The organism is Mucilaginibacter angelicae (genome assembly GCF_042434235.1).
Taxonomy (GTDB): Bacteria; Bacteroidota; Bacteroidia; order Sphingobacteriales; family Sphingobacteriaceae; genus Mucilaginibacter; species Mucilaginibacter angelicae.
This window is the reverse complement of sequence record NZ_JBHLTS010000024.1, coordinates 95729-118225: the sequence shown is the minus strand read 5'-3', so window position 1 is coordinate 118225 and position 22497 is coordinate 95729. Positions and strand designations below refer to the sequence as shown.

At 43.3% G+C, this 22497-nt stretch carries 21 protein-coding genes; 14 read left to right on the top strand and 7 right to left on the bottom strand.

The window, feature by feature from the left end:
- Positions 1–4: 4 nt before the first annotated feature.
- On the top strand, positions 5–418 hold the full coding sequence (locus tag ACFFGT_RS18480; protein ID WP_377024014.1) for a DUF5655 domain-containing protein: 414 nt from the start codon (positions 5–7) through the stop codon (positions 416–418).
- Between the two features lie 194 nt (positions 419–612).
- On the opposite strand, the gene ACFFGT_RS18475 is transcribed toward ACFFGT_RS18480, so the two are convergent.
- The gene (locus tag ACFFGT_RS18475; protein ID WP_377024013.1) at positions 613–2562 is read right to left on the bottom strand and encodes a KUP/HAK/KT family potassium transporter; all 1950 of its coding nucleotides are present in this window, start codon (positions 2560–2562) and stop codon (positions 613–615) included.
- Positions 2563–2831: 269 nt separating this feature from the next.
- Here ACFFGT_RS18475 and ACFFGT_RS18470 point away from each other — a divergent pair, with 269 nt between their 5' ends.
- The 12 genes from ACFFGT_RS18470 (at position 2832) to ACFFGT_RS18415 (ending at position 15516) form a co-directional block, all read left to right on the top strand.
- A complete protein-coding gene (locus tag ACFFGT_RS18470) occupies positions 2832–3275 on the top strand; it encodes a T9SS type A sorting domain-containing protein (RefSeq protein WP_377024012.1) in 444 nt (147 codons plus the stop codon).
- Positions 3276–3499: 224 nt separating this feature from the next.
- Entirely contained in the window at positions 3500–4111 is a 612-nt protein-coding gene (locus ACFFGT_RS18465) for a fumarylacetoacetate hydrolase family protein (RefSeq protein WP_377024011.1), read from the top strand.
- A gap of 2 nt (positions 4112–4113) precedes the next feature.
- Positions 4114–5832, top strand: coding sequence for a M23 family metallopeptidase (locus ACFFGT_RS18460; RefSeq protein WP_377024010.1), 1719 nt, complete (start codon positions 4114–4116; stop codon positions 5830–5832).
- A 12-nt stretch (positions 5833–5844) separates the two neighbouring features.
- The gene (bcp, locus tag ACFFGT_RS18455; RefSeq protein WP_377024009.1) at positions 5845–6306 is read left to right on the top strand and encodes a thioredoxin-dependent thiol peroxidase; all 462 of its coding nucleotides are present in this window, start codon (positions 5845–5847) and stop codon (positions 6304–6306) included.
- A 53-nt stretch (positions 6307–6359) separates the two neighbouring features.
- The gene (locus ACFFGT_RS18450) at positions 6360–7205 is read left to right on the top strand and encodes a transketolase (RefSeq protein ID WP_377024008.1); all 846 of its coding nucleotides are present in this window, start codon (positions 6360–6362) and stop codon (positions 7203–7205) included.
- A 97-nt stretch (positions 7206–7302) separates the two neighbouring features.
- Complete coding sequence (locus ACFFGT_RS18445; protein ID WP_377024007.1) at positions 7303–8268, top strand: transketolase family protein; 966 nt, start codon at positions 7303–7305, stop codon at positions 8266–8268.
- 31 nt (positions 8269–8299) lie between these two features.
- Complete coding sequence (locus tag ACFFGT_RS18440) at positions 8300–8854, top strand: RNA polymerase sigma factor (protein ID WP_091221884.1); 555 nt, start codon at positions 8300–8302, stop codon at positions 8852–8854.
- A 51-nt stretch (positions 8855–8905) separates the two neighbouring features.
- On the top strand, positions 8906–9949 hold the full coding sequence (locus tag ACFFGT_RS18435; protein WP_377024006.1) for a hypothetical protein: 1044 nt from the start codon (positions 8906–8908) through the stop codon (positions 9947–9949).
- 17 nt (positions 9950–9966) lie between these two features.
- Positions 9967–10473 (top strand): hypothetical protein, encoded by a 507-nt coding sequence (locus ACFFGT_RS18430; protein WP_377024005.1) that lies wholly within the window; start codon positions 9967–9969, stop codon positions 10471–10473.
- A gap of 307 nt (positions 10474–10780) precedes the next feature.
- Positions 10781–11974 (top strand): aspartate aminotransferase family protein, encoded by a 1194-nt coding sequence (locus tag ACFFGT_RS18425; RefSeq protein ID WP_377024004.1) that lies wholly within the window; start codon positions 10781–10783, stop codon positions 11972–11974.
- A gap of 260 nt (positions 11975–12234) precedes the next feature.
- Positions 12235–14511, top strand: a complete 2277-nt coding sequence (locus tag ACFFGT_RS18420; protein ID WP_377024003.1) for a glycosyltransferase family 4 protein — start codon at positions 12235–12237, stop codon at positions 14509–14511.
- Positions 14512–15516, top strand: coding sequence for a glycosyltransferase family 4 protein (locus tag ACFFGT_RS18415; protein ID WP_377024002.1), 1005 nt, complete (start codon positions 14512–14514; stop codon positions 15514–15516).
- Positions 15517–15710: 194 nt separating this feature from the next.
- Here the strand turns inward: ACFFGT_RS18415 and ACFFGT_RS18410 are convergent, their stop codons facing one another.
- From ACFFGT_RS18410 to yihA, 5 genes are all read right to left on the bottom strand, one after another.
- Positions 15711–17414: a M3 family oligoendopeptidase gene (locus ACFFGT_RS18410; protein ID WP_377024001.1), complete on the bottom strand. Its 1704-nt coding sequence runs from the start codon at positions 17412–17414 to the stop codon at positions 15711–15713.
- A 290-nt stretch (positions 17415–17704) separates the two neighbouring features.
- A complete protein-coding gene (locus ACFFGT_RS18405) occupies positions 17705–18628 on the bottom strand; it encodes an NAD-dependent epimerase/dehydratase family protein (RefSeq protein ID WP_377024000.1) in 924 nt (307 codons plus the stop codon).
- Positions 18629–18819: 191 nt separating this feature from the next.
- Positions 18820–19425 (bottom strand): Crp/Fnr family transcriptional regulator, encoded by a 606-nt coding sequence (locus tag ACFFGT_RS18400; RefSeq protein ID WP_377023999.1) that lies wholly within the window; start codon positions 19423–19425, stop codon positions 18820–18822.
- Positions 19413–20267, bottom strand: coding sequence for a UbiA-like polyprenyltransferase (locus tag ACFFGT_RS18395; RefSeq protein WP_377023998.1), 855 nt, complete (start codon positions 20265–20267; stop codon positions 19413–19415). Before ACFFGT_RS18395 ends, ACFFGT_RS18400 begins: the two co-directional genes overlap by 13 nt.
- Before the next feature lie 13 nt (positions 20268–20280).
- Positions 20281–20904: a ribosome biogenesis GTP-binding protein YihA/YsxC gene (gene yihA / locus ACFFGT_RS18390; RefSeq protein WP_377023997.1), complete on the bottom strand. Its 624-nt coding sequence runs from the start codon at positions 20902–20904 to the stop codon at positions 20281–20283.
- 147 nt (positions 20905–21051) lie between these two features.
- On the opposite strand from yihA, the gene ACFFGT_RS18385 reads away from it, so the two are divergent.
- Entirely contained in the window at positions 21052–21540 is a 489-nt protein-coding gene (locus ACFFGT_RS18385) for a VOC family protein (protein WP_377023996.1), read from the top strand.
- A 218-nt stretch (positions 21541–21758) separates the two neighbouring features.
- Here ACFFGT_RS18385 and ACFFGT_RS18380 read toward each other — a convergent pair whose 3' ends face one another.
- Positions 21759–22496 carry a 3-keto-disaccharide hydrolase gene (locus tag ACFFGT_RS18380; protein ID WP_377023995.1) on the bottom strand — a complete coding sequence of 246 codons (738 nt, stop codon included), beginning with the start codon at positions 22494–22496 and terminating at the stop codon, positions 21759–21761.
- Between the last annotated feature and the right edge of the window lies 1 nt (position 22497).

The following is a 22497-nucleotide window of genomic DNA, read 5'->3' as shown; positions in this document are numbered from 1 at the left end:
TACGATGTGGACCTGCCCTCTATGCGAACGTGAATTTACCACCACCAACCAGGTGCATTCATGCCGCGACAGGGAACTATCAGAAGCCCTAAACGGCAAAACACCTCATACGATAGCACTGTTTGATCATTTGGTTGATGAATACCTTCAAATTGACGGAGTTAAAGTTTATCCTACCAAAAGCATGATAGCTTTAGGCGCAAGGGCAAATTTTGCTTATGTTACCCAATTAGGTAAAAACTTTATTGATGTGGTATTCCCTTTTAAACAGGTTTATGATGATAACCTGTGTTTCAGTAAAATAAAGCAGGTACCGGGCACCGATCAATTTAATCATTACTTCAGGATGTATTTTAAGGAAGATATTAATGATGAGGTAAGGAAATATATGCGGATGGCGTGGGAGAGTGGGGTTTAAAAAATAAAAAAACATCTACCGCGGGTTTAGCGTAGCGTAACCCGTGGGAACCATTGTGTAAGTTTTCAACTTACGTGTTCGAGTTGAAAACTCAAACTATGCCACACCACGGGTTGCAAACCCGCGGCAGATTGCTTTAAACAAGAAAAGGCTCCCGGATTTCCGGGAGCCTTTTCTTGTTTAAAAGAGTATTTTTAATTAACCCTATGGATTTCTATTGCTTCAGGTATAGCAAGTACCAGCGGTACTTTTTCAACCGTTACAAAGCTCAGATCGAGGCCAAAACCACGCTCTTCGGATAAGCTTACTTTTTTAAGCTGCTTGTAGTAATCCATTATAAATCTTTCGATAAATGAAAGATTATGTGAGCGGGAGAAGATCTTTTCAATTACCACAAAGCGGAAATCGCCTACTATTTTGTGCTTATTTAATGATTTATAAGTGCTGGTAATATCAACCTCGCCTTTTTTAACCAGGTCTTCTACTACTTTCCTGAAGAGCAGGTTTATTTGCTGTTCAACACGGAAACCAAGTTTAAAATCAATCCGGATCAGTTTGTTTGGCACCAGGTGGTCAACTTCGTATTCGCGTTTGTAAGGCTCGTCCACTACGTCAACGTGAACCAGCCAGTAAACGTCGGCACGTTTAGGTTGCTTTTGCAGTATGGAGTAAACAATTTTCGATTCAATTTCCGAGTTGAAATTGGCACTGGTTAAGTACACCAGTTGTGATGCATATTTGGGTACGCTTTCATCAAGGCTTAATTCGGTAATAATATCAAAATAATCCTCAATCTCCACAAACTTAACATAACGGTTCCTGATCTTACGGGCGGTATGCCAGGTCCACATTACAGTGAACAGCACAAAACCTATTGAAAGCGTAAACCAGCCGCCATCCAAAAACTTGTGCAGGTTACCGGTAAGGAAGGTGCCTTCAATAAGCAGGTAAACCACCAAAAAGGTATTGATGATATAATTGGGTACCTTTTTACGTTTCAGGAATTTGGACACCAGTATGGTGGTCATGAGCATGGCTACGGTAATACTTAAACCGTAAGCAGCCTCCATTTTGTCCGAATGTTTGAAGATCAGTACTACGCCTAAACAACCGGCCCAAAGCAGCCAGTTAACACTGGGTACATACAATTGTCCTTTTTGCTCGGATGGGTAATTGATCCTTACTTTTGGCCAAAGGTTAAGCCTTACAGCCTCGGCAATAAGTGTAAACGAACCGGATATAAGCGCCTGGCTGGCAATGATAGCAGCTACGGTAGCGATACCGATGCCATATATCAGGAACCATGTTGGCATGATCTGGTAAAATGGGTTGTTGGCGTTAAGGTCCATGCTGTGGCCGTTGCGCTGTAATAACCAAACTGCCTGGCCTAAATAATTTAGGATAAGGCATATTTTTACATACACCCAGCTTACGCGGATGTTTGATTTACCGCAATGACCAAGATCGGAGTATAAAGCTTCAGCACCCGTTGTACAAAGGAAAACTGCACCTAATACAATGAATGCACCATCGCTTGAGCTTGAGCTAAGCAGCTTATATGCATAATACGGGTTAAGCGACCTGATGATCCAGGGATCATGCACTATGTAAGTGATCCCTAAAACGCCCATCATACTAAACCATAGGAACATGATAGGCCCAAATGCCTTACCTACCAGCGATGTACCAAATTGCTGTATGATGAACAGCACCGTAATAATGGCCATTACCACATACACTGTTGGTAAATTGGGGTAATACGTTTGCAAACCTTCAATAGCCGACGAAATGGTGATTGGCGGGGTAATGATACCATCGGCAAGCAGGGCGCAGCCGCCTACAACCGCAGGTACAATAAGCCATTTTGCCTTACGCCGCACTAAGGAGAACAGCGAAAAAATGCCGCCTTCACCTTTGTTATCAGCCCTTAAGGTTATCACCACATATTTTAAAGTGGTTTGCAGGGTTAATGTCCAAAAAATTAACGAAACTCCTCCAAGAATTAATGTTTCTGAAATTTGATGCTGGCCAACAATGGCCTTAAATACGTATAATGGGGAGGTACCAATATCACCGTAAATTATTCCTAAACTGATTAGAAAGCCCGCGGCCGACAGTTTATGCAGATCTTTATGATTTGACACTTTTATGATTTAGAGATGGCAAAAATATTAATTTTTTTGGTTAAACCATTACATTGATTAAACGTATAAAGAAATATTGTGTCTACAGTACAATAAGGTTACACGTTTTGTTAAAATTTGTTAAAAAGTTTTACAAAAACATTAATATTTAATGGGATGAGGGCTTTATTTATACTTTTGTAGAATCATACTAAATAATGAGGCGAAATTTTACATATTCTTATGTTTATACCTATACGTGGGTCGTGATGATTGCGATGGCAATTTTCATGAACTTCGCCTTTGTTGCTGATGGGCATTCGCTAAAGTCTGATACTGTATACCTTAGGGGTAAAACCAAGCAGGCAAAAACTTCTTATTTAAAAAATGGTTTACACCTTTCGCTTCCGCCTTTAAAGCCGGCTGTTACTTCAAATGTTAAAATTAACGTATCCCGGCCGGATGATAAACTACTGAGCGATGTGCAGCTGTACCCAAATCCTGTAACAGATCAGATCAACCTGAAATACTCCATATCGCGAAATACCAACGTAACCATTAAAATAATGGACGTGCTGGGTAACGATATTTCCACCCTGTTTTCACAAAGGGTTGAATCCGGTGATCATAATTTAAATTATCCTATCAGCAATAAACTGGTTCGCGGGTTTTACTTTGTGCGCGTTGTTGCCGGTACCGAATCGGTTATCAAAAGGATTTCGGTTATTAATTAAAAAATAGCTAAAGACTATGTCATTGCGAGCGTAGCGCGGCAATCTCGTAGCCAATGCATATCCGCCCTGTATAGCTACGAGATTGCCACGTCGCACCAGGCGCTTTGGCCCATGCCGCTCCTCGCAATGACATGGTTTATTTACGTCAAATTATTAATACACCGTCATAAACCTTCCCCCAAACCCATCAATTTTTTTAGCTTTGGCATTTATAGCGTTCATTTATGAAAATTATTGCCATTGGCCGCAACTACGCCGAACACGCCAAAGAACTTAATAACCCGGTACCTACAACGCCGGTTATTTTCATGAAGCCCGAAACGGCTTTGCTGAAAGAAAATAAGCCTTTTTATCACCCTGATTTTTCGGAAGATATCCACCACGAAATCGAGATCGTACTCAAGATCAGTAAGGAAGGCAAGTATATCGACGAAAAATTTGCGGCTAACTATTACGAGGAGATTGGTTTAGGGATTGATTTTACCGCCCGCGACATCCAGGCCCGCCACAAAGAAAAAGGTTTGCCCTGGGAGTTGGCCAAAGCCTTTGACGGCTCAGCACCTATCAGCAATTTTGTGCCTAAGGCTAAATTTGAATCGGTTTACGACATCAATTTTAAACTGGATATCAACGGTGAAACCCGGCAGCAGGGTAACACCCGCGATCTGCTTTTCTCTTTCGAGAGCATTATTGCATTTGTTTCAAAATACATCACCCTTAAAAAGGGCGACCTAATATTTACCGGCACCCCACCGGGTGTATCAAAAGTGAAAATCGGCGACAGGCTTGAGGGATACCTTGAGGATGAAAAAATGCTCGATTTTTACGTTAAATAAGCATGATCAAAAAACTATTGGTTACAGGTGCTATGTGTTTGGCGCTTTATTCAAACACATATGCACAAACTATTATACAAAGCAGGCAATACCCGCAAAACTATTTCAGGTACCCGCTTGATCTTACACCGCCTACCACAGCCGGTTCATTTGGCGAGTTAAGGCCTGCGCATTTTCACTCCGGGCTCGATTTTAAAACCAACCAGCGCACAGGTTACCCGGTACATGCAGCTGCCGAAGGCTATATATCAAGGGTGCGCGTACAGTTTGGCGGTTTTGGCAGGGCAATTTACATCACCCATCCAAATGGCTATACTACGGTGTACGGTCATTTGGAAAGTTTTAGTCCGGCGGTGATTGATCTTGTAAAAAAATACCAGTACGAGCACCAAACCTATGAGGCTGATTTTAATCTTACGCCAACACAGGTACCGGTAAAAAAGGATGAGGTTGTAGCAATATCGGGCAATGCCGGTGCATCGGCCGGTCCTCATGTGCACTTCGAGATCAGGGATAGTAAAACAGAGGAAACCATCAATGCGCAATTGTTTGGCTTAACCATCCCCGATAAAGTGCCACCTACGATTACCTCCATTGGCATCTATCACCTCAATGGTAAACCTTTCAGCGAAAAAACAGCTAAGGAGTTTTTGGGCGTTACCGGATCAGCAGGTAATTATCACCTCATTAAACCGCAAACGCTTGAACTAAGCGGTAATATCGGCTTCGGCATCAATACTACCGATATGAACAGTACATCGTTTAACCATAACGGTGTTTATTCTATCGAATTAAAACTGGATGGCAAAACCGTATACACCTTTGCGGTTGAGCGTTTCGCGTTCGATCAAACCCATGCCATCAATGCCTATATCGATTACCCTGCTTTTGAATCGTCGCGCAGGTGGATGCAGAAATGTTTTATCCTGCCCGGTAGTCGGATTTCGCTGTACCCGCAATCTGTAAATAACGGCATCATCACTTTTGATGATAATGCTGTGCATGATGTTGAATATGTGGTAAAGGACGTAGCGGGCAATTCTTCATCCTTGAAACTCAAAGTTAAATCGTCTCCGTTCACCAACCCGCAGCCTATAAAGCCTACAGGCACTATGCTTTATTACGATAAGCGCAGTGAGTTTAGCAACGATAAGGTTAAGGTGATCATAATGCCGGGCAACCTGTATGATGATCTGGATTTTCAGTATTCGGCTTCGGCCAAACCTGCAGGCGCCTATTCGGCCATGCATCATATCCATAACAGGTTAACGCCAATTCATGACAGCTATGAAATCTGGATCAAGCCCGATGTTGATTTGGGCAAGTATGCCGATAAGGCAGTTATAGTAAGCTCATGGGGTGGCTGCCAGGGTGGTTACTTTAAAGATGGTTATGTGATATCGCAGGTGAGCGCCTTTGGCGATTATTACATCAAGGTAGATAGCGTATCGCCGGTCATCCATCCGCTCAATATCAAAAACGGCAGCAACATGAAGGCCGCCCGCAGTATCAATTTGAGGATGAGCGATAATTTATCCGGAATTAAAAGCTATACCGGCACCATTGATGGTAAGTGGGTGCTGATGGAGCATGATTATAAAAGTAAAATATTAAGTTACACCTTTAATAGCGATATTGCGCCCGGTAAACACGTGTTTAAGCTGGTGTTAGTTGATAACAAGAATAATTTTTCGGAATTTGCCGCCGATTTTTACAGATAAGTACCTCATACCATGACAACATTAAAAGAAGGCGATAAAGCCCCCGCCTTTACCGCTAAAGACCAAAACGGTAAAGAAGTATCCCTTGCCGATTACAAAGGCAAAAATGTGATCCTTTATTTTTATCCTAAAGATGATACCCCCGGCTGTACTGCCGAATCATGCGATTTCAGGGATAACTATCAATCGCTTTTAAGCAAAGGTTTTGAGGTGATTGGAGTAAGCACCGACGACGAAAAATCGCACAAAAAATTTGAAACTAAATACAGCCTGCCTTTTACCCTGATAGCTGATAACGAGCTTAAAATTGTTGAAGCTTATGGGGTTTGGGTTGAAAAAAACATGTATGGCAAAAAATACATGGGTACAGCACGTACCACATTTATAATTGATGCAGAAGGAGTTATTACGCACGTGATTGGTAAGGTTGATACTAAAAACTCATCTCAACAAGTACTCGATCTTGTAAATTAAGTGTTAAAAACACAATCATAATAGCTACTTTAGCAGTTCCTATAATTCCATTAATGAAAGCAGACTTACAAACATTAGAAAAAACCGCGTCGCAGATAAGGCGCGACATTGTACGTATGGTACATGGCTGTCAATCAGGCCACCCCGGCGGCTCATTGGGCTGTACCGATTTTTTTACCGCATTGTACTTTTCGGTAATGAACCACGATCCTAAATTTAATATGGACGCTGTTGGCGAAGATATTTTCTTCCTGTCAAACGGCCATATTTCGCCGGTGTTTTACAGCACTCTGGCACACGCAGGTTACTTTGACAAAGCCGAGCTGGCAACTTTCCGTAAGTTGAACGCCCGTTTACAAGGTCACCCAACTACACATGAGCACCTTCCGGGTATCCGTATTGCTTCGGGTTCATTAGGCCAGGGCTTATCGGTAGCTATAGGTGCCGCCCTTGCTAAAAAATTAAATGGTGATAAATCATTAGTGTTTACCCTGCATGGCGATGGCGAGATCCAGGAAGGCCAGATCTGGGAAGCTGCAATGTTTGCTCCTCATAATCATGTTGATAACCTGATCTCGACTATTGATGTTAACGGTCAGCAAATTGATGGTCCAACCAAACAGGTACTTTCATTAGGCGATCTTCGCGCTAAATGGGAAGCTTTTGGCTGGGATGTACTGGATATGAAAGGTAATGATATGGCCGATGTGGTTAGGGTGCTTGAAGAAGCAAAAAGCCGTACAGGTAATGGTAAACCGATCATGATTTTGATGCATACCGAAATGGGTTACGGTGTTGACTTTATGGTAGGCAGCCACAAATGGCACGGTATTGCGCCAAATGATGAGCAGCTTAAACTGGCTTTAGATCAGTTAGAAGAAACACTGGGCGATTATTAAGCCCCCCCGGCCCCCTGAAGGGGGAGTTCAAGACATCAGTTTAATTTATCACGATTTAAAATCTTCCTTTCCTTGAAAGAGGGGAGGGGTAGGCAAAATGAAAAAATACACTTACACAGATAAAAAAGATACCCGCTCGGGCTTTGGCGCCGGGTTGCTGGAAGCAGGCCAGAAAAACGACCAGGTTGTTGCCCTTTGCGCCGACCTTGTTGGTTCGTTAAAAATGAACGATTTTATTAAAGCATTCCCTGAGCGTTTTGTACAGGTAGGTATTGCTGAAGCTAACATGATCGGTATTGCTGCCGGTATGACCATCGGCGGTAAAATTCCTTTCACCGGTACTTTCGCAAACTTTTCAACCGGCAGGGTTTATGACCAAATTCGCCAGTCAGTAGCTTACTCAAACAAAAACGTTAAAATTTGCGCTTCACACGCTGGCTTAACTTTGGGCGAAGACGGTGCTACCCACCAGATTTTGGAAGATATCGGCCTGATGAAAATGTTACCGGGCATGACGGTTATCAACACTTGTGATTATAACCAAACCAAAGCCGCTACCATTGCTATTGCTGAGTATGACGGTCCGGTTTATTTACGTTTCGGCAGGCCGGTTGTTCCTATCTTTACCGATCCTGATCAAAAATTTGAAATTGGTAAGGCATGGATGGTGAACGAAGGCGCTGATGTAAGTATCTTTGCAACAGGGCACCTGGTATGGCAGGCTATTCTTGCAGGCGAAATTTTGGCTGAGCAGGGCATTGACGCCGAGATCATCAACATCCACACTATTAAACCGCTGGATGCAGAGGCTATTTTGAAATCAGTTGCCAAAACAGGCTGCGTAGTTACCGCCGAAGAGCATAACCGCCTTGGTGGTTTGGGCGATAGCGTTGCGCAGGTACTTGCAGTACACAACCCTTCACCGCAGGAATACGTAGCAGTTAATGACAGCTTTGGTGAAAGCGGTACACCTGAACAACTGATGACCAAATACGGTTTAGATGCCGAGCATATTGTGGCCGCTGTTAAAAAGGTGATAGAAAGAAAAAACAAAAAAGGTTAATTAAACCTTTAACATTAATAAAATTCTAAAAATGTCGGTACAGGTTGAAGATTCAGAGATATTAAGCAAGTTTCAGGACGAAAAGACCCGGAATGAGGCGTTTAACCTGTTGTTGAAAAAATACCAGCAAAAAATATACTGGCACATCAGGCGCATGGTTGTTGACCATGACGATGCTGATGACCTGGTTCAGGATGTTTTTGTAAAGGTTTGGAAAAACCTTGCCGGTTTCAGAAACGACGCGCAACTGTACACCTGGATGTACAGGATAGCATCCAACGAATGCATTACTTTTTTGAATAAGAAAAAACAAAAAAATAATGTTTCGTTGGATGATGTTGCTTATGAGCTGGCTGATACACTGGCCGACTCAACTTATTTTAACGGCGACGCCGCGCAGCGTAAACTGCAGGAAGCACTGCTTACCTTACCCGAAAAACAACGGCTTGTTTTCAATATGAAATATTATGAAGACATGAAATACGAGGAAATGTCGCAGGTTTTAGGTACCAGTGTGGGAGCTTTAAAAGCTTCTTTTCACCTGGCAGTCAAGAAGATAGAAGCGCATTTGCTTGGTCACGATTAATTTTTTAATTTACGTTAAACCTTTTAGCACAATACCAATCTATAGTTGTGTATGAAAAGCGATATGGACAATAGGGAATGGCTGGATGATTTCATCGCGCTGAAACAGGTTAGCAAAACTAACCCGTTCACAGTGCCTGACGGCTATTTCCATGAGTTAGCGCAGCACATTACAACACGTATAAGGCTTGAGGGATTGAAAAACTATCCATCTGCAGGGTATACCGTACCTGAAAATTACTTCGACGAGCTAAGCAGCAACATCCAGAGCCGTATAAATATTGAGCGTGCTTTTAGCGCCGGTGATTCGGGGTTTACCGTTCCCGAAAATTATTTTGATGAGCTTAGCAGCAATATTCAAAGCCGTATTGTGGTGGATGAAGCCATGAATGCGGGTGAGGGCTTCACGGTACCCGAAAATTATTTTGACGAACTGAGCAGCAATATCCAAAGCCGAATAACGGTTGAGGAAGCTATGGATCTGGCTGATGAAGGCTTCACGGTACCTGAAAATTATTTTGACGAACTGAGCAGCAATATCCAAAGCCGTATTGCAGTGGAGGAGGCCATGGGCGATGAGGGTTTTACCGTGCCAGAAAATTATTTTGAGGAGCTGAGCGCCAATATCCAAAGCCGTATAGCGGTTGAGGAAGCCGTGAACGCAGAACATGAGGGCTTTGTTGTACCAATAAATTACTTCGATCAGCTTAGTCAGCGCATCCTGGATAAAACGGTTAATGCCGATTTGGAGGAGGAGCAGGAAGCAGATAACGTTGTAAGTATAAACAAAGCTAAGCCTGTACAGAAAAAAGGCATGGTAAGGAGGCTTTGGTTATCACCTACCATCAGGTATGCTACAGCCGCCTGTTTTGCCCTGATACTGGGGGTGGGTGTTATTTTCAGGAGCGATATTCAGTCGCCCGATCATAACCACTCATATTTACATGAGCAGGTATCATCAGTACCGGTTGATGAAATAAAAAGCTATCTTCAGTTGCACATGGACGCAAGCGATACCCGTACACTGATGGACGCTAATCAAAAAAGCAACACAAGTAATGCAGACGAAGATCTGTCGGATTATATAGATAATTAAACAGAGGAAAACATTTAATGAGTAAATTAATCAGGCATATTTGTATTGTGTTATTTGTTATGGCTTTGGGCTATGAAGCTGTGGGGCAGGTTAACCGCTTTGTTCCGGCTCAAACCCCCGCAAGGCCCGAGCTTAATCCCGTCCGCCCTAATGGTAACAAAAAGGGAAATATGGGTAAAAGGCTTGAGGCTGCCCGTAACAGGTATATCAGCAGGCAGCTTGATCTTACGGATGAAGAAGCAACCAAATTTTGGCCGATCTACAATCAATATCAGCAGGAACTTACTGCTGTGCGCATCCTGAAGCGTTTAAATAACTCTACTTCATCAACAAACGGCACCGAGCAGATAGATAAAGAAATTTATTACGAAAGCCAGCTGGTAGGGATCCGTAAACGCTACCGCGATTCTTTTTCCAAAATTCTCCCTCCCGAAAAGGTGAGTATCCTGTACAAAAGCGAACAGGAGTTTAACGATGAGCTTATCAAACAACTCAGCGAACGCAGCGAAAGAGCGGGGAATTGAGGTTTAGTGATTAGAGGTTGAAGTTTAGAGATTAGTTGCTCTCTACTTTTTAGAAATCGAAAGTATTTTAAATATCATTTACAGATGGATTTTCGTCCATCTGTTTTAGTTTATCTTTGTCGGTAAATTCATTTTTTTTAACTGATTTGATAAAAATAATATCATAAAAAACGTCATTGCGAGGAACGAAGCAATCCCCGATTAGCAGAGCTGCTCTGTATAGTTTGGGATTGCTTCGTTCCTCGCAATGACGCTTTTATTTTTGAACAGTTTTTAAAATATGATAGGAATTTTAAACTCAGCAATCATGCCAACTCTTCGCCAGCTCTTTCTTGCCAATAACGCTCAAACTACCAATTTCCCTTTATTGCTTGAATTTGAGCGTGCCGAAGGTATTTACATGTACAATGCCGAAGGCAAGCCTTATATCGACCTGATATCGGGCATTGGTGTAAGCAGCCTGGGGCACAGCAATCCTTATGTTATTGACGCCATCAAACAGCAGGTTGATAAATACATGCACCTGATGGTTTACGGCGAGTATGTGCAAACTCCACAGGTACGCTTCGCCGAAAAGCTTGTTTCGGTACTGCCCGATAATTTGCAGTCAGTATACTTTACCAACTCTGGCGCCGAAGCTGTTGAGGGGGCTTTAAAGCTTGCCAAGCGCTTTACAGGTAGACAGCAGGTTGTGGCTTGCCACAACTCGTATCATGGCAGTACGCACGGCGCATTGAGTGTTATGGGCAATGAGGAGTTTAAGCAGGCTTACCGGCCTTTATTGCCAGGCGTAAACTTCATCCGTTTTAATAACCCGAAAGATCTTGAATTCATTACCGAAGAAACCGCCTGCGTGATCATCGAAACCATACAGGGTGAGGCTGGCATCCGTGTGCCTGATATTGCCTACATGCAGGCTTTACGCGCCCGCTGTACAGCAACGGGTACGCTGCTGATACTGGATGAGATCCAGGCAGCGTTTGGGCGTACGGGTAAACTGTTTGCTTTTGAACATTTTGATATTGTACCCGATATTTTGCTGTTGGCAAAAGCACTTGGCGGCGGCATGCCGATAGGCGCGTTTATTTCATCAACCCAAATCATGGATGCGCTGAAGGAAAATCCCATCCTTGGCCATATCACTACCTTTGGCGGCCATCCGGTATGTTGCGCAGCTGGTTTAGCAGCATTGGAGTTTTTGTTGAATACTGATCTGGTATCCGGCGTAGCCGAAAAAGAGGCGTTATTTCGTACATTACTTGTACACCCTGCTATACACGAAGTTAGAGGTAAAGGCCTTATGATGGCCATTGAGCTGGAAAACTTCGACCTCAACAAAAAAATAATTGATCGCTGTATCGAAAACGGTGTAATAACCGACTGGTTTTTACATTGCAGCAACTCCATGCGTTTAGCCCCGCCGCTCATTATTACCCATGATGAGATCAGGAAGGCCTGCCAAATTATAATCGAAGCAATCGGTTATTTTTGTGTATCTTAACATGATTTCATAACACTGCTCTCTCTTCTAAAAAAAGTAACGATTAAGTTACTTTATAAAATAGCCCGCCGTCAAATTTTAGTTTGAGTTAAAATGGTATGGTTTGTGCATTTATAGTAATAGCTATGCAAATGTCGCAAGAAATGCTGTAATCGCAATAAATAAGGTCAATCTGCCCATTTAAATAGTCAGGTGTTTATACAATTAATTAAATTGTTAAACCTTGAATTCACAAACTTGCATCTATACTCAATCTACATATGAAAATAGCATATATATCCACCTATCCTCCCCGCGAATGCGGTCTCGCAACATTTAATAATAATTTGATGCGCGCAATAGGCTCAAATTTTCCCGAAAGGCAATCGCTGGCGCAAACCGGTTTTGTTGTTGCACTTAATGATTCGGAAAATATACATGAGTATGAATACCCGGAGGAGGTAAAATATGTTATTCGCCAAAATCATCAAAAGGATTATATCAGGGCGGCTAACTATATCAACACCAGCAATGCCGATGTATGTATTATGGAACATGAGTTTGGCATCTACGGCGGCGAAAGCGGTATTTATATTTTGCCACTGATCAACCGGCTGGAAAAACCGCTGATATCGATATTGCATACCATATTAAAAGACCCAAGCTACGTTCAGCGCATTATCATCCGCGAGATAGCTGAACAATCATCCAAAGTTATTGTGATGAGCAAGCGGGCTGTTGAGTTTCTGACCTCCATTTACGAGATCCCTGCCGATAAGATCCAGATCATAGAGCATGGTGTACCCGATGTGGAAGCCCCTGCCGAAAACCCGGTTAAAAACCTGAGCTCGTTTAAAAACCACCGGGTTATGCTCACCTTCGGTTTGCTGAGCCGTAACAAAGGCCTGGAAACAGTGGTTAAGGCCTTGCCCAAAATAGTTGAAAAACATCCTGATGTTATGTACGTGGTGTTAGGTAACACGCACCCTGGCGTTATTAAAAGCTCGGGTGAGGAATACCGTGACCACCTGAAATCGCTTGCAGCGCAATTAGGGGTATCCCGTAACCTGGCATTCATCAATAAATTTGTATCTGAGGAAGAGCTGGTAAACTACCTTACAGCCTGCGAGATCTATGTAACCCCATATTTGAATGAGGCCCAGATCACCAGCGGTACGCTTTCATATGCGGTAGGTGCAGGCGCAGCCGTAGTATCAACCCCATACTGGCATGCTACCGAATTACTGGCCGATAAACGCGGCAGGCTGTTTGATTTCAAAAACTCAGAAGCACTGGCCGATACACTTATCGAATTGCTTGACCAGGACCGTATTCTGAACGAATTGAAAGAAAATGCCTATCAATACGGCCTGCATTTACGCTGGCCGGTTATTGGTGCTGAGTTTATTAAAGTAGCCCAGGAATCACTGGTACGTTTTGATTTTAGCGACAAGATCCTGCGTAACAGTATTGTTGATCCGGAGATCTTGCCGAAATTCAGCTTAACCCATGTATTGCGCTTAACCGACGATACAGGTATCGTGCAACATGCCAAATATGGGATCCCGAATTTGAAGGAAGGATATTGTTTGGACGATAACGCCCGTGCGCTGATCATGGCATTGATGGCTTATCAACGCAACGGGAGCAGCGAAGCGTTTGAACTGCTGCCGATATACCTGAGCTATATTCACTATATGCAAACGGATGATGGCAATTTCCGCAATTTCCTGAGTTTTGACAGGCGATACCTGGATGAGGTTGGCTCTGAAGATTCATTCGGGCGTACCATTTGGGCGCTTGGGCATTTGATTGGCTGTGCGGCAAGTAATTCATACCGTGAATTTTCGCTGGAGATCTTTCATAAATCGGTACCCCATTTTGCGGCATTAAAGCATTTGAGGGGTATGGCTAATACCATAATTGGTATCAGTTTATACCTGCAGGTTTATCCTACAGATGAGGGCATGGTGAAAATATTAGCTGATTTAACCCAGCCTTTGATCGATGCCTATAACAATACCCAGTCTGACGACTGGCAGTGGTTTGAGGAAAAAATGACCTATGATAATGCTATCCTTCCGCTGGCCTTGCTACATTCATGCGAGATCACCGGTAATGAAGAAGCCAAGAAGATAGCCATGGCAACCATGGCCTTCCTTGATCAGCTTACCTTATCAAACGGCTACCTAAGTCCTGTTGGTAACGATGGTTGGTATTACCGTGGTGGTACATTCCCAACCTTTGATCAGCAGGCTATTGAAACAATGGCTATGGTGCTGATGCACTTCCAGGCCTACCAGATTTTCAGGGTACCGCAGTATATTGAAAAAATGTTCCTGAGCTATAAATGGTTTCTGGGAGAAAATACCCTGCGCGCACCGCTATATGACCATGAAACAAAAGGCTGCTGCGACGGCTTGCTGCCGGGTGGTATCAACCGTAACCAGGGAGCGGAAAGCACGCTGGCTTATCTGATATCGCACCTTACCGTATTGAAAGCTTTCGAGCTGGAATACGAGTACAACAAATACGGTCAAAAACTGCAGACCTGCTAAATGAAAGTAGCTGTATTAGCCCCTGTTGCCTGGCGTACACCGCCCAGGCACTACGGGCCATGGGAACAAATAGCATCAAACATAGCCGAAGGGATCATCAAACTTGGCGCGGAGGTAACCCTCTTTGCAACCGGTGATTCGATAACTTCGGGTACGCTTGATGCCATTTGCGCTACCGGTTATGAAGAGGACAGGACACAGGATGCTAAAGTGCTGGAATGCCTGCATATCAGTAACCTGATGGAGAAAGCGCATGAGTTCGATATCATCCATAACAACTTTGACTTTCTGCCGCTCACATATTCTGGCTTGATTAAAACGCCGATAATTACCACCATACATGGTTTTTCATCGTCGAAGATCATCCCGGTTTATAAAAAATATAACAGCATGGGGCATTATGTATCGATCAGCAATGCTGATCGTAGTCCTGAGCTTAATTATTTAGCCACGGTTTACAATGGCCTTGATACCCGCGATTTTCAGTTTTATGAACAGCCCGGTGATTACCTGTTATATTTCGGTCGCATCCACCCCGATAAAGGAACCGCCGAAGCAATAGAGATCGCCAAAAAAAGCAAAAGAAAGCTGCTGATAGCCGGCATAGTGCAGGACGCCAATTATTTCAAAGAAAAGGTAGAGCCGCAATTATCTGATGAAGTAGAATATATTGGCCATGCCGGCCCGGATCAACGCCGGGAGCTTTTGGGTAAGGCTTATGCTTTGCTACATCCTATCAGCTTTGATGAACCTTTTGGCTTAAGCGTTGCCGAGGCCATGCTTTGCGGTACACCGGTCATTGCCTTTAATCGCGGCTCTATGCCTGAACTGATCAAAGATGCGCAGACAGGCTTTTTGGTTAATACGGTTGATGAAGCCGCCGAAGCCGTTGATTGGCTCGACCAAATTAGCAGGGCTGATTGTTATGAATGGGCAAACGCACAGTTTTCAAGTGAAAAAATGGTGAGCGATTATTGGGGGCTGTATAAGAGGATTTTAGGATAAAAGAAAAAACTGCCGCGGGTTTAGCGCAGCGTAACCCGTGGTTGGCCATGACTAAAGTTTTCAACTTTAGTGCCACTTGAGTTGAAAACTCAAACCATGCTACACCACGGGTTACGCTGCGCTAAACCCGCGGCAGATGGTTTTAAACAACAAAAGCGTCATTGGCGCTTTTGTTGTTTAAAAAAGGGAATATCTTAATTCAATTTATCCAATTCGGCCTTAACAAACTCGGCCAATTCTTTTACATAAGCAGCGCTGAAATCAAATTTGATCCCTGCTGTTTCATAAATTTCCTTGATAGTTTTAGTATAGCCAAGCTTAAGGGCATCAAGATATTGCTGTAAACCTTTTTCGGGATTTTCCTTATAGTTTTTCCAAACGGCTATAGCACCTAACTGGGCCATACCATATTCAATATAGTAGAAAGGTACCTCGAAAATGTGCAATTGTTTTTGCCAAAGATTTGCTAACGCTTCGCGGTGTTCGCTCCAATCGGCAAAGTTTGCACCGAAAGGTTCAAAGATCTCTATCCAGGCAGTTGTACGGTCGGCATCAGTATGATCCGGATTGGTGTAGATCCAGTGTTGAAACTGATCGACCACGGCCACCCACGGCAGTGTTTTCAATACATCTACCAACTGATCGCGTTTGGCGCGTTTCAAGTCTTCTTCGTTATCAAAATAAACATTCCAGTTATCCATCGAGATCAGCTCCATCGACATAGAAGCCAGTTCGGCAACTTCGGATGGGCAATGTTTAAAATCGTTCAGTTCCAGGTCGGCAGTGAGGAAGGTGTGAACTGCATGACCACCTTCATGTACCATTGTGGTTAAATCGCGGAAAGTATTGGCCGAGTTCATGAAAATGAAAGGCGCGCCGGTTTCGGCCAATGGGTAATTGTAACCACCAGGTGCTTTGCCCTTGCGGCTTTCCACGTCAAACAGTCCGTTATCCTTCATGATCTCTAAACGCTCACCTAAATAGCGGTTGATATTGCTGAAACATTGGATAGATTTTTCGATCAATTCCTCTCCATTTTGGAATGGCTTTAAAGCAGGTTTACCGGAAATATCCACATCCATATCCCATGGCTTAAGGGCAGGCAAACCCAAAGCCTCGCGGCGTTTTTCGGCCTGAACCCGAAGTATTGGAACTATTTCAGTTTCGATAGCCGCGTGGAAAGCGTAGCAATCCTGCGGGGTATAATCAAAACGACCTAAAGCCTGGAACATATAATCGCGGAAGTTTTCAAAGCCTGCGTTTGTGGCTACTGTATGGCGAAGCTTACGCAGATGATCAAAAAGTTCGTTCAGCTTTTCTTTATCCTGAAGGCGGCGACTGGTGATCTTTTCCCAAACTTCCTGGCGTTTGGTGCGGTCGGTGCCCTTTAAAAATACGGACGCCTGTTCTAAAGTAAATTCCTTATCATCAATATGAACCGACATGGCACCGGTGGTCGACTGGTACTTCTGCTGCTCCACCTGGATCTCGGTTTGTACCGGGATATTTTCCTCGCGGAAAAGCTCTAAAGCCTTTTTTACAGCACGTAAAAACACGAAATATTTTTCGCCGTCCAACTGGTCAACATATTTGCTGGTAACCAGCTTTTTGTTGAGTTCGTTGCTGAATGGAGCAATTTTTGGCTCAATTTCGGTGGCGAAGTACTGGAACTTTTGCAGCAGGTCTTCGCTGGTGGTATCACAGGTCATGCGGATATAGCGCCAGGCAAAATCTTCTTCTAAAGCAGCCTCAAGCTCGCTTTTATCGCGCAGCCATTTCTCCAGTTCTTCAACCGAGTTGACAGGACGATTTAACAGTTCTTTATAAAAAGGTTCAAGTGTTTCCCATTTAATATCGAGGGATGCAGGGATATATGTTCTTGTTTTTTTATGGATCATGATTTTTAGATGTGCAGATATGCGTATGTGCAAATGTGCAGATTATGGTTGGAGATGTGCAAATAATAGATGTGTAAAAGTACACTAATTTGACAAGCCGAAAGGATATCCAACAACGTCATTGCGAGGTACGAAGACAACCGACCAAAGGGAGCTCATTAATACCTATAAAATCAAATTATAATTATTAATAATCCCCGATTTGCAGGTCCGCCCTGTATAGTTCGCGATTGCTTCGTGCCTCGCAATGATGTTTTTTTGTTTTTAAGCAGTTTCTTACAACTCCAGACTTACGCTTTATAAATCGTCTTTGATATTTCGGTTATCCCATCTTCGTAGCTTGTTGGTTTAAAGTTGAATGCTTTTTCAAACTTACTACTGTCGAAAATATAATTGTGATCGTACTGGTAATACATCTCCACGGTACCCATTACCACTTTTTTAAACAGGCCAAACAGCCACAGCATTGCTTTATTAACGCGCATATATTTTGGCTCAACTTTATAAACCCTGGCAGCAATATCCAAAAACTGTTTACCGGTGATGGCAGGCGGGGTGGGGAGGTGCCAGATCTGGTTACCGCTATCAGGATTTTGACCAAGCATGAACATGGCTTTACCTGCATCGGGCACATAAATAAAATTGTGTTTACAATCCGGATTGCCTATCCATTGCGCGTTTTGTTTTTTGGCATAATTGCTCAGTACCATCATATCAATAAAGCTGTTGATCGGGGTGCCATAAAAATCGGGCGCGCGGGCAATGGTTGCGTTGATGTTGCCTGCTTTAACTTCATCCATCAGCATATTGGCAATGCCGGCTCGTACCTCGCCTTTAACGCTGCTGGGTTTGTAGGGCGTTTCTTCGGTCATGGCCCCGTAAACCAGTCCGTACATGTATACGTTATCAAAAAATATCAAACGGGCACCTGTGGCTTTAGTAACGTTTATTACGTTTTGCATAATAACGGGCCATTGTGCTTTCCAGATGTCTTTATCGTAAACCAGTCCGGCTACAAGATAAATTACGGTTGATCCCTGTGCTGCTGACAATACCTCATCGTAATTCAACAGATCGGCTTTTTGCCAGGTTACTTTATCGTTGGGTGTGTTAACCGGTTTGCGGCTGACTAAGCGGATGGTTTCGTTATGGTTGATTAACTCTTTGGTAAGGGCGTTCGCTACCGGACCGCCGGCTCCTAATATAGTGTGCATAATCTTTTTCGTTTTGTGTATAACAAAGGTAGGCTGCCTTTGTAAATCAAAACGTTAACAAAAGATAAGGAATTGGGGGATTTCGAATTTAGATAGATGTTTGAATTTTTATTTAGCTTTCTGCTTTAAGCCTTCGGCTTTCAGCTCTCCCAAAACCTTTAACCTTTCGCCTTTTACCTTTCACCTCCTCATCAGGCGCTTATCTTCATGATCCTTCTCCTGATGCGCGAGAGTGAAACCGGGGTAATGCCTAAGTAATTGGCAATATAATGCTGCGGGATGCGGTATAAAGCCTCGCCGCCTGTTTGTAAAAGATCGCTGTAACGCTCTTCGGGCGATTGGGTGATGAAAGCGGTTATGCGTTCTTCGTAACAGATGAGGTAATGCTCGGCTGTTAACCTGCCGAAACGTTCCATTTTAAAGCTGAGCAACTCATTCATACAGGCTTGTTGTAAACCTTTGTGACTTAGGTTCACGATCACAGAATCTTCCAATGCCTGGATGTAATTTAAGGCCGGGGTACGGGTTAAAAAGCTTTTATATGAACTTAGCATTTCATCTTCAAAGCTGAAATAACCGGTTATTTCTTCGCCATCCTTAACATGATAATAGCGTACCGATCCTTTAACCACCAGGCCGATATGATCACATACTTTACCAGCCTCTACATAAAACTTCTTCTTTTTTAAGGCATCTACCGTTAGGTATTGCGATAAAGCCTGCCATTCCTGGTCAGTAAGCAGAACATATCGCTCAAAATATTCCCGAAACTTATGAAGGGCGGTTAGTGGATCCATATCCTGTCAAGCAAAAACAATACTGCAAATACCACACTGGCAATGCCGTTAGTTGTCATAAACGCAAAGTTAACGCGACTCAGATCGTTTGGTTTTACAAGCAGGTGCTGGTAAACCAACATGGCGCAAAAGAAGGCGATGCCGATATAGTACAGGAAGCCCACATGCGTTTCAAACGCCGGCATCATGATAAAAATAGCCGAAAGTACATGTAAAAAGGTTGATAACCTTAAGGCATTTACCTTACCCAAATAAGCCGGGATGGAGTGCAGGTTTTTGCTGCGATCGAAATCTTCATCCTGCAGGGCGTAAATAATATCAAAACCACTTACCCAGCAAAGCACGGATAAGGAAAAGAATATTGGCGTAATGGCAAATTGCCCGGTAACCACCAGGTAAGCACCGATGGGGGCAAGCGATAATCCCAATCCCAAAACCAAATGGCAAAGCGCTGTAAAACGTTTGGTTGCACTGTAGCCCATTACTACAAATAATGCTACCGGTGATAAGAAGAAACAAAGCCTGTTAATGAACCATGTTGCTGTAATAAATAACAGGCAGTTAATGATAACAAATGTTAAAGCCGCCCGCGGACTGATCCTCCCTGCCGGAATATCACGCTGCTTGGTACGCGGGTTTTGAATGTCGATATCCCTGTCCAGGTAGCGGTTAAAGGCCATGGCCGAATTGCGGGCAAAGACCATACAAAGAACCATTAACACCAGCTTAAGCCAGTCGAAATGATACTGGGTTGTAGTTACTGCCAAAAAAAAGCCGATAAATGCAAACGGCATGGCAAAAATGGTATGGGCGAAGGTTACTAAGGATAAGTATTTTTTCATGGTTCTATTATACTCAGGCCGGAGGGTTGAAAAACGGCACTTCAAAGTGTTGATTGATATTACTTATAAAAGCCAGAATCTCATCCCTGCCCAGCTGTGTTTCTGACGATGTGATGAAGAATTGCGGCACCTCATCAAAAGTGGCCAGCATTGCTTTGCGAAATTTAGCTATATTTTGATCTGTTTTAACTGAAGACTGTTTATCTGCCTTAGTAAACACCAATACAAATGACAGGCCTTTTTCGCCAAGCCAGTTACAGAATTCTATATCGATTTTTTGCGGTTCAAGGCGGCTGTCAATCAGCACCATTACACATTGCAGGCTTTCGCGCTTATCCAGGTAGGTATGGATAAATTTATCCCAGTTGGCTTTATTTGCTTTGGAGGCCCGGGCGTAGCCATAACCAGGCAAATCAACAATGTACCAGTTTTCGTTGATCAGAAAATGGTTGATGAGCTGCGTTTTACCGGGAGTTTGCGATGTTTTTGCAAGTCCCTTTTTACCTGTTAAAGTATTGATAAGGGAAGATTTGCCCACATTTGAGCGCCCTATAAACGCGTACTCCGGTTTTACCGGTGGCGGCAGTTTACTAATCTGGGTATTGCTGCAAATAAATTCGGCCGATTTTACGATCATTCTGCAAAGGTAGTATTTTTACTTAATGCCTTTACTTAGGTAATTACCCTTGTAAATGCTTGCAGCTTATTTATAAGCTTGTTTTACAATAGGTAAACAAAAAGTAATGCAATAATAGTTAAATTTGATGTTTAAACACGTAATATAATGAACGATTATAAAATACCCGCCCAAACCCGCATTGGCCACGTACATTTAAAGGTAAGCGACCTGCAAAAATCGCTTGATTTTTATTGCGGTTTGCTGGGCTTTGAAAAAATGGTAATGTATGGCGATCAGGCCGCCTTTATTTCGGCCGGTGGTTATCACCACCATATTGGCTTAAATACCTGGCATAGCAAAGGGGCTTCGCCGGCTCCTGAATATGCACCCGGCCTGTTTCATACAGCTATTTTATACCCCGAAAGAAAAGACCTCGCAGTTATACTTCAAAGGCTGATTGATGCCCGTTACAACATCACCGGCGCATCTGATCATGGGGTATCTGAAGCCATCTATCTGAACGACCCGGATCAAAACGGTGTTGAGCTTTATTGGGACCGGCCAAAAGAGCAATGGCCTAAGGATCAGGATGGTGAGTTTACTATGTTTACCCGCAGGCTGGATATTGAAGGTTTGTTAGCGCTCACTAAATAAGCGTAAAAAGCAAACAAAAAAACTCATTGCGGGTTATATATTCAACGGGGGATCAAAAGATTTTTTCTTTCCCGATCATTGGGAGGTGGAACGGCGAAGCAGTTCCCGGCCGGCGATATTGCATGGTTGCCTGCTGTTAAGGATTGCTTCGTACCCCCAATGAGTTTTTTATAAAGATAAAACTGTTGCGCGAAGGTACGAAGCAAAATTTATAAATTTTATAGTTCCTTTATTTTGATACTCCTGAAATAAGCCTTATGGCCATGGTCCTGAAGGGCAATCAAGCCCGTTTTGGCGTTGCCGTAGTCGGGATAATCTTTCCACTTACCTTCAGCTTTTTTCTTTTTCCAGTCATCTGTCCAGGCTTCAAAGGCTATAATTTTTTTGCCGTTGAGCCAGTGTTCAACATGCCCGTTATTAAAAACAATCCTGCTGGTGTTCCAGGTGCCAACAGGCGCTACTTTTTTTGATGCATTAGGCAGGTACATCGCATAATCGCAGCCGGTTTTTTGCCAATCCTCCAGTTTTTCGGGCCAGCCGGCATCGTCAATAATCTGGTATTCGGGGCCGGTTTCGTAAGTGGCATGATATTTAGGATCTTCAACCACGTGATAGATCACGCCGCTGTTGCTGCCTTTATCTATCTTCCATTCCCATGAAAGTTCAAAATTGGTGTAAGCTTTATCGGTTACAATATCGCCACCTGTATCTCCCTGTGCTGCACCAAGGCAAACAAGGGCACCATCAATAATAGTCCAGTTTTTTACCGTGCCTTTTTTATTGAAGCCATGCCAGCCTTTTAATGTTTTGCCATCAAAAAGGTTTACCCAGGTACCTTTTGCAGGGGTAGCCTGTTTAGCTGGTTTAGTGCCATCAATGGGAACGCCCGACGTTTGCACACAAACCCAACCGGCTGCCGCCAGTAACAAACCAATTCTTTTTAATTGTTGTTTCATA